General features: G+C 64.0%; 11 protein-coding genes. 7 read left to right on the top strand and 4 right to left on the bottom strand.

What is annotated here, in order from left to right:
- Positions 1-8: 8 nt before the first annotated feature.
- Positions 9-464, bottom strand: a complete 456-nt coding sequence (locus IVB36_RS16470) for a cupin domain-containing protein (protein WP_247361477.1) — start codon at positions 462-464, stop codon at positions 9-11.
- 29 nt (positions 465-493) lie between these two features.
- On the bottom strand, positions 494-1669 hold the full coding sequence (locus IVB36_RS16475; protein WP_247384078.1) for an ABC transporter substrate-binding protein: 1176 nt from the start codon (positions 1667-1669) through the stop codon (positions 494-496).
- 249 nt (positions 1670-1918) lie between these two features.
- Here IVB36_RS16475 and IVB36_RS16480 point away from each other — a divergent pair, with 249 nt between their 5' ends.
- From IVB36_RS16480 to IVB36_RS16490, 3 genes are all read left to right on the top strand, one after another.
- Positions 1919-2437, top strand: coding sequence for a MarR family transcriptional regulator (locus tag IVB36_RS16480; RefSeq protein WP_204511875.1), 519 nt, complete (start codon positions 1919-1921; stop codon positions 2435-2437).
- Positions 2438-2582: 145 nt separating this feature from the next.
- Complete coding sequence (locus IVB36_RS16485) at positions 2583-4274, top strand: benzoate-CoA ligase family protein (RefSeq protein WP_247335200.1); 1692 nt, start codon at positions 2583-2585, stop codon at positions 4272-4274.
- A gap of 12 nt (positions 4275-4286) precedes the next feature.
- On the top strand, positions 4287-4751 hold the full coding sequence (locus tag IVB36_RS16490; RefSeq protein WP_247335199.1) for a RidA family protein: 465 nt from the start codon (positions 4287-4289) through the stop codon (positions 4749-4751).
- 36 nt (positions 4752-4787) lie between these two features.
- Here IVB36_RS16490 and IVB36_RS16495 read toward each other — a convergent pair whose 3' ends face one another.
- Together IVB36_RS16495 and IVB36_RS16500 are read right to left on the bottom strand one after the other, a co-directional pair.
- A complete protein-coding gene (locus tag IVB36_RS16495) occupies positions 4788-5759 on the bottom strand; it encodes a CHAD domain-containing protein (protein WP_247335197.1) in 972 nt (323 codons plus the stop codon).
- 12 nt (positions 5760-5771) lie between these two features.
- On the bottom strand, positions 5772-7304 hold the full coding sequence (locus tag IVB36_RS16500; protein WP_247361481.1) for a bifunctional aminoglycoside phosphotransferase/ATP-binding protein: 1533 nt from the start codon (positions 7302-7304) through the stop codon (positions 5772-5774).
- Positions 7305-7495: 191 nt separating this feature from the next.
- Here IVB36_RS16500 and IVB36_RS16505 point away from each other — a divergent pair, with 191 nt between their 5' ends.
- The 4 genes from IVB36_RS16505 to IVB36_RS16520 all read left to right on the top strand — a co-directional run bounded on the left by IVB36_RS16505 (position 7496) and on the right by IVB36_RS16520 (position 13096).
- Positions 7496-8326 carry a universal stress protein gene (locus IVB36_RS16505; RefSeq protein WP_085394644.1) on the top strand — a complete coding sequence of 277 codons (831 nt, stop codon included), beginning with the start codon at positions 7496-7498 and terminating at the stop codon, positions 8324-8326.
- Positions 8327-8392: 66 nt separating this feature from the next.
- The gene (locus tag IVB36_RS16510; RefSeq protein WP_247372915.1) at positions 8393-11086 is read left to right on the top strand and encodes a bifunctional acetate--CoA ligase family protein/GNAT family N-acetyltransferase; all 2694 of its coding nucleotides are present in this window, start codon (positions 8393-8395) and stop codon (positions 11084-11086) included.
- 103 nt (positions 11087-11189) lie between these two features.
- Positions 11190-12326 carry an MlaE family lipid ABC transporter permease subunit gene (locus tag IVB36_RS16515; protein ID WP_247372918.1) on the top strand — a complete coding sequence of 379 codons (1137 nt, stop codon included), beginning with the start codon at positions 11190-11192 and terminating at the stop codon, positions 12324-12326.
- Positions 12327-12328: 2 nt separating this feature from the next.
- Complete coding sequence (locus IVB36_RS16520; RefSeq protein WP_247335188.1) at positions 12329-13096, top strand: ATP-binding cassette domain-containing protein; 768 nt, start codon at positions 12329-12331, stop codon at positions 13094-13096.
- Positions 13097-13099: the final 3 nt, after the last annotated feature.

The raw sequence follows: 13099 nt of genomic DNA on the forward strand, positions 1-13099 counted from the left end.
ATGCCCTGCTAGCCGCCGGGAGGTGGCGGCAGGAAGTGGATGTTGAACTCGGCGGCCATCGCCACCACGTCCTCGGGCTTCTGTTCCTTCATGTTGTGGAGGCCCCAGAACAGGTCGAACAGCTTGCGGGTCGGTGACACCCAGAACAGCACCTTCGCGGTCTGCCCCGATTTGTTGAAGATGCCGTGCGGCACACCCATGCCGAGCCGGATCAGGTCGCCCGCGGTCGCCTGCGACTCGGAATTGCCGAGCATGAAATCGAGCTTGCCCTCCAGCATGTAGAGATATTCATCCTGGTCGGGATGGATGTGCGGCGGCACGAACGTGCCCGGTGGCAGCGTCGCATGCCAGGAGAAGCTGTGCTCCGTGTTGCTCTTCGGCACATAGGTCTGGCCAAGAATGTTCCAGGAGATGCCCTGGATACCCTCATTGGCCCGTGTAATGCCGGTGATTTCGCTCTTCATTGTGATCCTCCCTCAACGCGACGTGCGGCTTAGTTCGCCGCCTTGCAGTCCTTGGCGTAGCGGTCGCCGTAATTCTCAAAGACCTTCTGAACGATCTCGGTCTGGAACTTGCCGTCCGCGCGCTTGGCGACCTTGGTCAGGTAGAAATCCTGGATCGGATAACCATTGGTGTTGAACTTGAAGGCGCCGCGCAGCGAGGTGAAGTCGGCCTTTTTCAGAGCGGCCGCGACCGCATCCTTGTTGGAGAGATCGCCCTTCACGGCTTTGACGGCGCTGTCGATCAGCATCGCGGCATCATACGCCTGGAAGGCGTAGGTGCCGGGCACGCCGTTATAGGCGGCCTCGTAGGCGGCGACGAACTTCTTGTTCTGGGGATTGTCGAGATTGGGCGCCCAGTTCGCGCCGCCGAACATGCCGACCGCCGCGTCCTGCTGCGCCGGTAAGGTCGATTCATCCACCGTGAAAGCCGAGAGCACCGGAATGGTGTCGGCGAGGCCGGCCTGCTTGTATTGCTTGACGAGATTGACCCCGAGGCCGCCGGGCATGAACGTGAAGAGCGCATCCGGTTTCTGCGATGAAATCTTGGAAAGCTCCGGCTGGAAGTCCAGCGTGTTGAGCGGCATGTAGGATTCCTCGACGATCTCACCCTTGTAGTCGAGCTTGAAGCCGGCGACCGAGTCCTTGCCGGCCTGATAATTCGGCACCATCAGATACATGCGCTTGTAGCCGCGATCCTGCGCGACCTTGCCGAGGATTTCGTGCACCTGATCGTTCTGATACGAGGTCACATAGAAGAACGGGTTGCAATCCTTGCCGGCAAAAGTGGATGGGCCGGCATTGGGGCTGATCAGGAAGGTTTTCGATTCCGTCACCGGCCGGTGGATCGCCTGAAGGATGTTGGAGAAGATCGGGCCGACCACGAAGTCGACCTTGTCGCGCTCCAGAAGCCCCTTGACCTTGGTGACCGCTGCGTCCGGCTTCAATTCGTCGTCGACCACTACGACCTCGACTTCGCGGCCGCCCATCTTGCCGCCGAGATCCTTGACCCCGAGCGCAAAGCCGTCGCGAACCTGTTGGCCGAGTGCAGCGGCGGGTCCCGACAGGGTCACGATCACCCCCAGCTTGATCTTCTCCTGGGCGAGGGAAGGACTCACCGCGGTGCCAAGCAGCAAGGCGGCTGCGGCCAACGTCATTTGCGTCTTCATGATCTGTCCCCCGTGACAACAGGACTTGCGCTGCAAGCCGCTACTCCAATCCAAGTTTATGCCGATGATTGCTGCCGCGGCAAGCGAGCTCAAAGCGTCGTCATCCGGCGGGCAGCGGTGCATGCAAGTGGCGCGCCAATTATTTGAAGCCTAAAGAAATCGGCATGGGGTTGATTGTTGCGGCTTTACGCTTGCAGCCGGCGTCGATTTATTTGAAGCTCAAAACGTGGGGATCCGTGCCGGGCGCCAATGCCGGCCGTGAGTGACTGCATCAACATGCTCGATTCCGAGACCAAGGCCGTCGAAACTCCGGAGGATCACGCCGAAGAGCTTCGGCTGTGGCTGCGCCTCTTGACCTGCACGACCCTGATCGAGGGCGAGGTTCGTGGCCGGTTGCGGCAGCGCTTCGACGTCACATTGCCCCGTTTCGACCTGATGGCGCAGCTCGACAAGGCACCCGACGGCATGACGCTGTCCGACGTCTCCAAGCGCATGATGGTCTCGAACGGCAACGTCACCGGTCTGGTCGAGCGCCTCGTGGAATCCGGTCATCTCGACCGCCGCACGTCGGAGACCGACCGCCGCGTCCAGGTCATCCGGCTGACTAAACTCGGTCGCGCCGAGTTTCGCAGAATGGCCGCGGAACACGAGACTTGGATCGCCGATCTCTTCGCCGATCTGACGCCGAAGGATGTGCGCGAATTGATGCGGCTGCTCGCCAAGACCAAGGCATCGGCGCAGAAATCGGCCGCTCGCCGCCGGGCGTAGGTCCGCGGCTGAGGCACCACCAATCCCGTTGCCGCCGGAAAAAGCACGGGATGCCCAAAATCCGCTATTGCGCGAAATTGCTTTAAGCCTAAAATGTTTCCGAGTGAGTGCTGCCGGGTGCTTTCCATGCTGAAAGGAGCGTGCGATGGCCAACGCCGCCAAGGTTCAAATCTCGGGCTCGCATGACGACAATGCCGCGACAGCCCATGTCGATGCGTTCGCGCGGCAGCATCTTCCGCCACGCGAGCTCTGGCCGGAATTCATCTTCACACGACCGGAACTGCAATATCCGCCCCGCCTGAACTGCGTCAGCTATTTCCTAGACCGCTGGGTCGAGCAGGGACATGGCGACGCTGCCTGCGTGATCAGCCCCGCCGTCAGCTACACCTATCGTGAGCTGCAAACGCTCGTGAACCGCATCGCCAATGTGCTGGTCGGCAAGCTTGGTCTCGTCACCGGCGGGCGCGTGCTGCTTCGCTCGGCCAACAATCCGATGATGGTCGCGACCTATCTGGCGGTGATCAAGGCCGGAGGCATTGTGGTGGCGACGATGCCGCTGTTGCGCGCCAAGGAGCTGTCCTATCCGATCCAGAAGGCGGAGATCACACTCGCGCTCTGCGATGGCAAGCTCGCCGAGGAAATGGAGAAAGCGAAAGCCGCAGCCCCCAGCCTCAAGCGCGTGGTCTATTGGGGCACCGCCAGTGGCGACTCGCTCGAGGCGCTGATGGGGGATGCAAGTCCGGAGTTCAAAGCCGTCGATACTGCATCCGACGACGTCTGCCTGATCGCGTTCACGTCGGGCACGACCGGCGATCCCAAGGGCACCATGCATTTCCACCGTGACATGCTGGCGGTCTGCGATGGTTATGCGCGCAACATCCTGCGGGCGGAGCAGAAGGATCGCTTCGTCGGCTCTGCACCGCTCGCCTTCACGTTCGGCTTCGGCGGCGTGCTGTTTCCGATGCACATCGGCGCCTCCTTTGTCGTTCTGGAGAAGACGGCGCCCGACGACATTCTGAATGCGATCGAGCAGTACAAGACCACGGTCTGTTTCACCGCGCCGACCGCGTACCGGGCGATGATTGGCAAGCTTCCGGGCCGCGATATTTCCTCGCTTCGCAAATGCGTGTCCGCCGGCGAGACGCTGCCCAAGCCGACATTCGATGCCTGGCTAAAGGCGACCGGCATCAAGCTGATGGACGGCATCGGCTCGACCGAGCTGCTGCACATCTTCATCAGCGCGACCGAGGACGAGATCCGCCCCGGTGCGACGGGCAAGCCGGTGCCGGGGTATGAAGCGAAGATCGTCGACGATTCCGGCAATGATTTGCCGCCGGGCACGATGGGACGGCTCGCGGTCCGCGGGCCGACCGGATGCCGCTATCTCGCCGACGAGCGGCAGCGCAAATACGTCCAGAACGGCTGGAACATCACGGGCGACACCTATCTGATGGATAGCGACGGCTATTTCTGGTATCAGTCGCGCTCGGACGACATGATCGTGTCGGCCGGCTACAACATCGCAGGCACGGACGTCGAGGCGGCGCTGCTCACGCATCCCTCGGTCGTCGAATGCGGGGTCGTCGGCGCGCCAGACGAGGCGCGCGGCATGATCGTGAAGGCCTATGTCGTTGCCGCGCCGGGCGTAACGCCGGATGCCGAGCTCGTGGCTGCGTTGCAGGAGCATGTCAAACGCGAGATCGCGCCATACAAATATCCGCGCGCGATCGAGTTCGTGACGCAACTACCGAAGACCGAGACCGGCAAACTAAAGCGCTTTGCCCTGCGGCAACTGGCGCAGACCGCGGTGCCGTCCTCCGGCGTCGCGGCGGAATAGAAGGATAGAAAATTGTCAGTGACCACGCCGAAAGGCCCGCACCTCGCGGTGCTGCCGACAACAGCCGAGGATAAAACCCGCTCCAGGGCGCAGGTGCTCCAGCCGTCCGGTTGGCCGGTACCGAAAGGCTATGCCAACGGCATGGCCGCCGAGGGACGCATCGTCGTCACTGGCGGCGTCATCGGCTGGGATGACGAGGAGCGTCTCGCGGAGGGTTTTGTCGCGCAGGTGCGCCAAACCCTAGGCAACATCGCCGCGATCCTTGCGGAGGCCGGCGCGCAGCCCGAGCATCTGGTGCGCCTGACCTGGTACGTCGTCGACATGGACGAGTACCTGACGAACCTGAAAGAGCTCGGCAAGGCCTACCGCGCGATCTTCGGCGCGCACTACCCGGCGATGGCGCTGGTTCAGGTCGTCCGGCTCGTCGAGAAGGCGGCGCGCGTCGAAATCGAAGCCACCGCCGTCATTCCGCGCTGAGCCGACGGCTGGCCCAACTCGTCTTGGCGAGAGTGTCTAATCCTCAGGCTCCGCATTCGGCGCAAGGTCGGCGGAGCGGAACGGCTTGGCCTTGTCGAGTTTCCGGTAGGCGCGCGAGGCGGTCCGCAACAGTTTCTTTTCGCGCTTGCGGTTGAGGAAGCGAATGCCCGCCTCGGGAACGGCCTCGTTCAATGACGCCGCCAAGGTTTGCCCTCGCGCATCGTCATTCAATCGTCCGAGGGACTTTTGCGCCTTGCGCAATTGCTTGAGGATCGACTGCTGCTTTGTCAGCGACTCGTCTGCGAACAGGTCCTCGAGCGACTCGATCGAATAGGTCAGCCGCTTGTTGAGAAGCCGCAGCTTGTGCCGTTTCTCGACGTCGAGCTCGCGCAATTTTCGCGCTTTCTTGAGCAGCGTCTTTTCCCATTCCGTGAGTTTCGCTGTTGCGTGGTCGGCGAGCGTGCACCGGCGTAGCCTGATAGCTTCCTTGCTGCGCCGGGTCGACCAGGGGCCGCTCTCGATCCAGGCTGACGTCTGCTCGACGAGATGGCGATACCGCGCGGATTGCAGCGCGCGCGCCAACTGGCGATGGCTCTCGGCGCGCTTCTCATCCCAGTGCTGGAGCTCGGCAATCACGGTCAACTCGCCGCCACTTTCGGCGATGACCCGTTCGATCGCCACGTCGAGGTCCCGTACCACGCCGAGCTGGCTATTCAGCCATTTCAGTTCGGTCCAGACCTCCGGGCGAAGGGCGTCATCGACCATCGGCGAGAAGAAGCGGATGGCGGTGCGCAGATGCGTCAGTGCAATCCGGATCTGGTGCAGTGCCTCGGGATCGCCGCGGCAGGTGCCGTCATGCTGGGCGCGAACGGCGGCGAGGTGACGGCGGGCGATGATCCGGAACGCCGTGTCGCAGACCATGCCGGGGCTGAGGCGGCCAGGCAGGGCATTGCGCCTCGCCGCAGGCTTGACGCGCGCGGCCGTCGAACTCGTGCTGGGTCGCGCCATTTGCAGATTGCCTTACTTGCTCTCGGCGATCGCGTCCCGGCAGTTCTGGAGCGTCTGCTCTTGCGTCCCGGATGCATCGATGGTCGCCCAACCGACATGGCCGATATTATAGTGCTCTTGCAACGCGGCAACCTCTTGCGTGGCGTCGGATGCGTCGCCCCGGCGGCCCCCGATCCGCGCCTGCCGGGTCGGGAGGTCTGCAACCAGAAATAGGCCGCTCAGCGGCACGTTGCGCTCGCGCGCCAGTGCGGCAACCGCGTCTCGTTCGTCCTCACGGGCGAACACGCCGTCGATGATCGCTGAATGGCCTTGCGCCAGCACCCGCCCGGCGTGCTGAGCCAACGTGTCGTAGACGCGGGACGTGACCTCGGGTGTGTATGCGGATGCCGGCAGCCGGTCCGTTTCCTCGACCCCTAACATCTGCTTGCGGACGAGGTCGCTGCGCAGCACGACGGCGCCCGGCTGCGGCGCAACGTCCGGCGCGAGCGCGCGTGCCAAAATCGTCTTTCCGGTGCCTGACAATCCGCCGATTGCAATCAGTCGGGGAGCGGGCGGCTGGATCAGCGCGCGGGCGAGGCCAAAATAGCGCCGTGCACCGTCGAGAATACTGGGATCACCGGAATGCGGCGGCTTCAGCCGTGCCAGCGCGACTTGGGCGCGGATCGCCGCCCGGACGGACATGAACAGCGGCAGTGCGGAGAGCGCGTCGAGATTTTCGACCGGAGTCGCGGCGAGATAGCGGTTCAGCACGATATTGGCCGCGCGTGGCTGATCGTGGTGCAATAGGTCCATCAATCCGAATGCGAGATCGTAGACCACGTCGGTGGTTGCCATCCGGGCGTCGAACTCGATCGCGTCGAATAGCACCGGCCGCTCGTCGATCGACACGATGTTCGCAAGATGCAGGTCGCCATGGCACCGGCGCACGAAGCCTTGACGGCCGCGCTCTTCGACCAAAGGCCGGAGGCGGAGGAACATTGCTTGCGAGTCTCTGCCGAGTTCTGCGATCTCTTCGGCTTCGAAATGATTGCCGGTCCGCAGGCCATTGCTGTTGCCATCGATCAGGCCGGGGATGGAGGAAACCCATGCGTAGCCGTCGGCGCGAACAGCCTGCGCATGCGAAGCCGCGATCGCGTCGGCGACAGCCGAGGCAAAAGTGTCATCCAGCGCTCCGGCCTTGGCCAGATGATCCAGCGTCCGGCTTTCGTCGAAGCGCAACATGTCGACCGCATACTCGATCGGCCGGCCGCTTCCGTCCACCTTCACCGATCCATCGGGCTCTTCCGTGATCGCCACGACGCGGTGATAGATCTGCGGCGCCAGCGGCCGGTTGATCCTGATCTCCTCCTCACACGCCGCCTTGCGCTTCTCGAGCGTGGAGTAATCGAGGAATGGAAATTGCACGGCGCGCTTGATCTTCAGAGCGCGTCTGCCTTCAAGAAAGACCGAAGCTGCGTGCGTATCGATCCGCCTCACGTTCGGATGACCCGCGGAATCGGTGAGCGCCGCAAAGATCCGGTCCTGGGTCGCAGAATCGTCTGTCATTCAGCTGGTACGTCCAGATGCGTCGGAAGGCGGCTCGCGGGCGAACAGGGTAATCCATAGAAGCAGATCGCGGCCAGTCCTTGGCTTCAGTCAACGCCTGTCTCCTTCCGAGCGGTCGCAGTTCCCGGGCTTGACGAGGATCAAGCGTCCCGACCAAAGCCGGCCTATTCTGGCGCCTGAGGAGAATCCCGATGCCCATCAAGGACGTCTTTCTGCCGCTCGTCGGCCAGCCACGCGGCCCGGCCCTTGCGGCGATCGAGAAATGCGTGGCCGTTGCCGCCGACCTCGGCGCCAGGATCACCGCGGTTGCACTCGAGGAGGATGCCTTCGTGCGGCCGAAGGTGATGCTCCCCGATGCGGCCGAGGCAAACGGCTCGCTTGGGGCGGGCGACAGTCAGCATCTCCTGGATGCGTTCACCCGCGCAACCTCCCGCACCGGCATTCGCGCCCAAAGCCGGTCGGCCAAGGTGCCGGCAGACCAGATCGCGTCAGTCCTGGCCGAACACGGACGCTTCAGCGATCTCACGCTGCTCCCCGTGAAGCCGCACGACAGCCGAACCGAGCACATCATCGAGACGCTCCTGTTCGAATCCGGGCGGCCAGTGCTGCTTTGCCCGGAGCAGCATGTGGACGAACTGCGACCGGAATTCGAGAACGTCATGATCGCCTGGGATCACTCGGCGCGTGCGGCGCGGGCGGTCGGCGATGCGCTGCCTATCCTTCAGGCAGCAGCCCTGGTCCGCGTGGTGACCGTGGCGGACGACAAGTCCGACGCGATCGTGCAATCCGGCACGGCTCTGGTCGATCATTTGAGGGAACACGGGGTCTACGCCTCGTTCGAAACCGCGAAGGGCAACGGCAGCTCGATTGGCAAGGTGCTCGGAAGCTGGGCGAATTCCCATGCCATCGATGCGATCGTGATGGGCGCCTACCATCATTCGCGCCTGAACGAGATCGTTTGGGGCGGCGTGACAAAGACCGTCATTGGCGAACCACCGTGCTGGGTTATGCTCTCGTACTAGGCGGTCCAGTTTATCGGCCTGATCGTCAACCATCGGAACCGCCACCGACCGGGCGCATTTGCTTTCATGTCAACCTATCGTCTGAAGAAACTGCTGTCGCCGCGTTCGGTCGCGCTCGTCGGTGCGAGCGCCCGCCCGGTCTCCGTTGGACGCGCCGTTCTGGAGAACATCCGGAAGGCCGGATTCACGGGACAGTTCGGCCTCGTCAATCCGCGCCATGCCGAGATCGGCGGCGTCGCGGCCGTGGACAGCCTCGATCAATTGCCGTTCTTGCCCGAGCTTGTGATCATCACCGCGCCGGCGCGCGCGGTTCCCGGCATTGTCGATCAAGCCGGGCGGCGCGGCTCGGCGGGTGCCCTGATCGTCTCGGCCGGGCTCGGCCACGGACCGGGGTCCCTGCACGAGGCCGCCGTCACTGCGGCCCGCAAATACGGCATGCGGCTGATCGGGCCGAACTGCTTGGGCATTATGATGCCCGGCGTGAGCCTCAACGCGAGTTTTGCCGCGCACATGCCGGGGCCCGGGAATCTCGCGCTGATCTCGCAATCGGGGGCGATCGCGGCCGGCATGGTCGATTGGGCCGCGCAGCGCGGCGTCGGCTTCTCCGGCATCGTCTCGATCGGCGATCAAATCGACGTCGATCTTGCCGATCTGCTCGACCATTTCGCGATGGATCACAAGACCCGCGCGATTCTGCTCTACATCGAAGCTATCAAGGACGCGCGCAAGTTCATGTCGGCCGCGCGCGCTGCGGCGCGCGTGAAGCCCGTCGTCGTGGTGAAGTCCGGGCGAATGGCGCAGGGCGCGAGGGCGGCTGCCACCCATACCGGTGCGCTTGCGGGCGCCGACGCCGTCTACGACGCGGCGTTCCGCCGCGCGGGTGTCCTGCGGGTCTCTGATCTGCGCGAGCTGTTCGATTGCGCCGAGACGCTCGGCCGCGTCGAGTCGCCGGCGGGAAAGCGCCTCGCCATCCTGACCAATGGCGGCGGCATCGGTGTTCTCGCTATTGACCGATTGGTCGAGCTCGGCGGCATTCCGGCGACCATCTCGGCGGACGCGCGCAAGAAACTCGACGAGGTGCTGCCGCCGACCTGGTCCGGCGCAAATCCCGTCGACATCGTGGGCGACGCCGATGCGTCGCGCTATGCGGCGGCGCTCGACGTGTTGCTTGCCGATCCCGACAACGATGCGGTCCTCGTCCTCAACGTGCAGACCGCGATCGCCTCGGCTGCCGATATCGCAACGATGGTGACCGAACGAGTCAAGGCATATCGCGAGAAGCACCGCAGTTGGGCCAAGCCCGTGCTCGCCTCGTGGATCGGAGCAGACCAGAACATCATCGAAACACTGTCCGGCGCCGGCATCCCGAACTATCCGACCGAGGATGACGCCGTGCGCGGCTTCATGTACCTCGTGAGGCACCGCGAAGTCGTGGAGGAACTGAGCCAGGTCCCACCCGCAATGCCCGACACGTTCGTGCCGGACGCACGTGCCGCAAGACAGATCGTAGCTGCTGCCATCGCGGACGGCCGCCAATGGCTCGAACCCGTCGAGATCAAGCACCTGCTCGAAGCCTACGATATCGCGATGGTGCCCACATACGCGGCGGCCGATGTCGAGCAGGCGGTGGCCTACGCGGAAGAAATCTTCGCGCAAGGCGGCACCGTCGTGCTGAAAATCATGTCGCGCGACATCGTCCACAAATCCGATGTCGGCGGCGTCGTGCTCAATCTCACCATGCCTGAGGCGGTGCGCACCGCTGCCACCGACATTATCGCTCGGGCGAGAAAGCTGCGTCCCGAAGCTCGCATCGAGGGCGTCATCGTGCAGGCGATGGTGGTGAAGGCGAAGGCGCGCGAGTTGATTCTGGGCCTCGCCGACGATCCGACCTTCGGCACGGTCGTTGTGTTCGGCCGCGGCGGGACCGCGGTCGAGATCATCAACGACAAGGCGCTTGCGCTTCCGCCGCTCGATCTGCAACTGGCCCGCGACCTGATCGACCGCACGCGCGTGTCCCGGCTGCTTCGCGCTTACCGGGACGTGCCGGCGGTGAAGCCCGACGCCGTCGCCATGGTCCTGGTCAAGCTGGCGCAGATGGCCGCCGACATTCCCGAGATCCGCGAATTCGACGTCAATCCGCTGCTGGCGGATGAAACCGGCGTGACCGCGGTCGATGCCCGCGTCGCGGTCGGGCCGCCGCAACGGAAGTTTGCCGGCTCCGGCGCCGCCAACTTCGCGGTTCGGGCCTATCCGTCGCAATGGGAGCGCCACCTCAAGCTCAAGGAGGACTGGCGGATCTTCGCGCGGCCCCTGCGTCCGGAGGACGAGCCGACCATCCACGCATTCCTGCGTCATGTCACGGCGTACGACCTTCGTCTGCGTTTCTTCGCGCCGATGAAGGAGTTCACCCACGAGTTCATCGCGCGCCTGACCCAGCTCGACTATGCGCGCGCGATGGCCTTTATCGCATTCGACGAGGCGACCGGTGAGATGGTCGGCGTGGTCCGACTCCATTCGGACTCGGTCTACGAGAGCGGTGAATATGCGATCCTGCTGCGGTCCGATCTCAAGGGCAGGGGGCTGGGATGGGCCCTGATGCAGCTGATCATCGACTACGCGAGATCGGAGGGCCTCAAAGCGATCTCCGGTGATGTTCTCAGGGAGAACACCACGATGCTGGAGATGTGTCGCCAGCTCGGCTTCGATGTGAAGCCGGATCCGACCGAGCCGGATATCTGCGATGTCAGGCTGAAGCTCTGAGTGCGCCGCTACAGCTGGCCTTGAGACAGGTCAAGCCGGCCGCCCCATGCTGGCCTAGAACTGCCGGCTGAACGGGCCCCGGTTGTCCCGATGAGGTGGAATCGTGAACTCCGAACCGCTGTTGCTGGCGAGGCCCTCCGGCGAAGAGCTGAAATTGTGCCCGGAAGGGCCGTGGATTGCCGCGAACGTGTCGATGCTGGAGACGTTGTCCCGGTCGGTCGGGGCGGACGTCGATCGATCCAGAGCCGTGACGCTGGACTTGTCGGGCGTCAGTGCGCTCGACACGCTCGGCGCCTGGGTCCTGGAAAAGCTATCGCGCAGGGCCTCATCATCCGGTCGACCGGCCGAATTTGTCGGTGTCGCCGACCATTTCAGTGGCCTGATGGACGAGGTGCGCCAGGTCAACCGCCACACCCCGCCGCCGGCGCCTGCACCCAACCCTGTTCTGCTGGGGCTGAACGATCTCGGCAAGTCAACGGTCGGCGCGCGCGAAGACATCACGATCTTTCTTCAAATGCTGGGCGCGCTGTTCATGGCCCTGATCGGCGTGCTGCGCCGGCCGCGCTCGCTGCGACTGACATCGCTGATCTATCAGCTCTACCGCATAGGCTGGCAGGCCATCCCCATCGTTGTGCTGATCACCTTCCTGATCGGCGCCATCATCGCCCAGCAGGGATTTTTCCATTTCCGCAGGTTCGGCGCGGAGTCCTACACCGTCGACATGGTCGGCATCCTGGTGCTGCGCGAGCTTGGCGTGCTGATCGTCGCCATCATGGTCGCCGGGCGCTCGGGAAGCGCCTACACCGCCGAGCTCGGCTCGATGAAGATGCGCGAGGAGATCGATGCGCTCTCGACCATGGGACTCGATCCCGTCCATGTTCTGATTCTGCCGCGGGTTGCGGCCCTGGTGATTGCGCTGCCAATCCTTGCTTTCATCGGATCGATTGCCGCACTCTATGGCGGCGGCCTGGTCGCGCAGTTCTACGGCGGTATGGCGCCGGCGATCTACATCGCGCGGCTGCACGAGGCGATCTCGGTCACCCATTTCGAGGTGGGCATCCTGAAGGCGCCGTTCATGGCGCTGGTGATTGGAGTAGTCGCCTGCAGCGAGGGCTTGCGCGTGAAGGGCAGCGCCGAGTCGCTGGGACGACAGACCACGACGTCGGTGGTCAAGTCGATCTTCCTGGTGATCGTGCTCGACGGCCTGTTCGCGATCTTCTTCGCCTCGATCGGAATGTGATCATGGGCGAATCGCAAGAGCAGTTCGCGATCCGCGTCCGCGACCTCGTGGTCGGCTTCGGCCGGCAGACCGTGCTCGATCATCTGACGCTCGACGTACGCCGGGGTGAGATCCTCGGGCTCGTGGGGGCGTCCGGTGGCGGCAAGTCGGTGCTGATGCGAACCATCATCGGCCTCATCCCGCGCCAAGGCGGGACCATCGAGGTTACGGGACGGCCAATCGGCGGCGGCACCGAAGGCGCGGCCACGACCTGGGGCATCCTGTTCCAGCAGGGCGCGCTGTTCTCTTCGCTGACGGTCCGGCAGAACATCCAGTTTCCGCTCCGTGAAAATCTCGTCCTGTCGCAGGAGCTGATGGACGAGATCGCGATCGCCAAGCTCGAAATGGTCGGGCTGCAGGCGCAGGACGCCGATAAATATCCGGCGGAGCTATCCGGCGGCATGACCAAGCGCGTGGCGCTGGCGCGCGCGCTCGCGCTTGATCCGCCGATCCTGTTCCTGGACGAGCCGACCTCGGGCCTCGATCCGATCGCGGCGGGCGATTTCGACGCGCTGATCGGGACCCTGCAAAAAACCCTCGGCCTCACCGTGTTCATGGTCACCCATGATCTGGCGAGCCTGACAACGGTCTGCGATCGGGTCGCCGCGCTCGCCGACGGCAAGATCGTGGCGATCGGTCCGATGCGCGAACTGCTGCAATCCGAGCATCCCTGGGTGCGCGCCTATTTCCACGGCAAGCGCTCGCAGATGCTGCAACACGAGATGAGATGAGAC

The sequence above is a fragment of the Bradyrhizobium sp. 35 genome (assembly GCF_023073215.1).
Taxonomy (GTDB): Bacteria; Pseudomonadota; Alphaproteobacteria; order Rhizobiales; family Xanthobacteraceae; genus Bradyrhizobium; species Bradyrhizobium canariense_D.

What these genes read in the sequence shown, in the direction of transcription:
- IVB36_RS16480 (WP_204511875.1), top strand. Translation starts at nt 1,919, where the DNA reads ATGCCGGCCGTGAGTGACTGCATCAACATGCTCGATTCCGAGACCAAG.
- IVB36_RS16520 (WP_247335188.1), top strand. Translation starts at nt 12,329, where the DNA reads ATGGGCGAATCGCAAGAGCAGTTCGCGATCCGCGTCCGCGACCTCGTG.
- IVB36_RS16485 (WP_247335200.1), top strand. Translation starts at nt 2,583, where the DNA reads ATGGCCAACGCCGCCAAGGTTCAAATCTCGGGCTCGCATGACGACAAT.
- IVB36_RS16510 (WP_247372915.1), top strand. Translation starts at nt 8,393, where the DNA reads ATGTCAACCTATCGTCTGAAGAAACTGCTGTCGCCGCGTTCGGTCGCG.
- IVB36_RS16475 (WP_247384078.1), bottom strand. Translation starts at nt 1,669, where the DNA reads ATGAAGACGCAAATGACGTTGGCCGCAGCCGCCTTGCTGCTTGGCACC.
- IVB36_RS16500 (WP_247361481.1), bottom strand. Translation starts at nt 7,304, where the DNA reads ATGACAGACGATTCTGCGACCCAGGACCGGATCTTTGCGGCGCTCACC.
- IVB36_RS16505 (WP_085394644.1), top strand. Translation starts at nt 7,496, where the DNA reads ATGCCCATCAAGGACGTCTTTCTGCCGCTCGTCGGCCAGCCACGCGGC.
- IVB36_RS16495 (WP_247335197.1), bottom strand. Translation starts at nt 5,759, where the DNA reads ATGGCGCGACCCAGCACGAGTTCGACGGCCGCGCGCGTCAAGCCTGCG.
- IVB36_RS16470 (WP_247361477.1), bottom strand. Translation starts at nt 464, where the DNA reads ATGAAGAGCGAAATCACCGGCATTACACGGGCCAATGAGGGTATCCAG.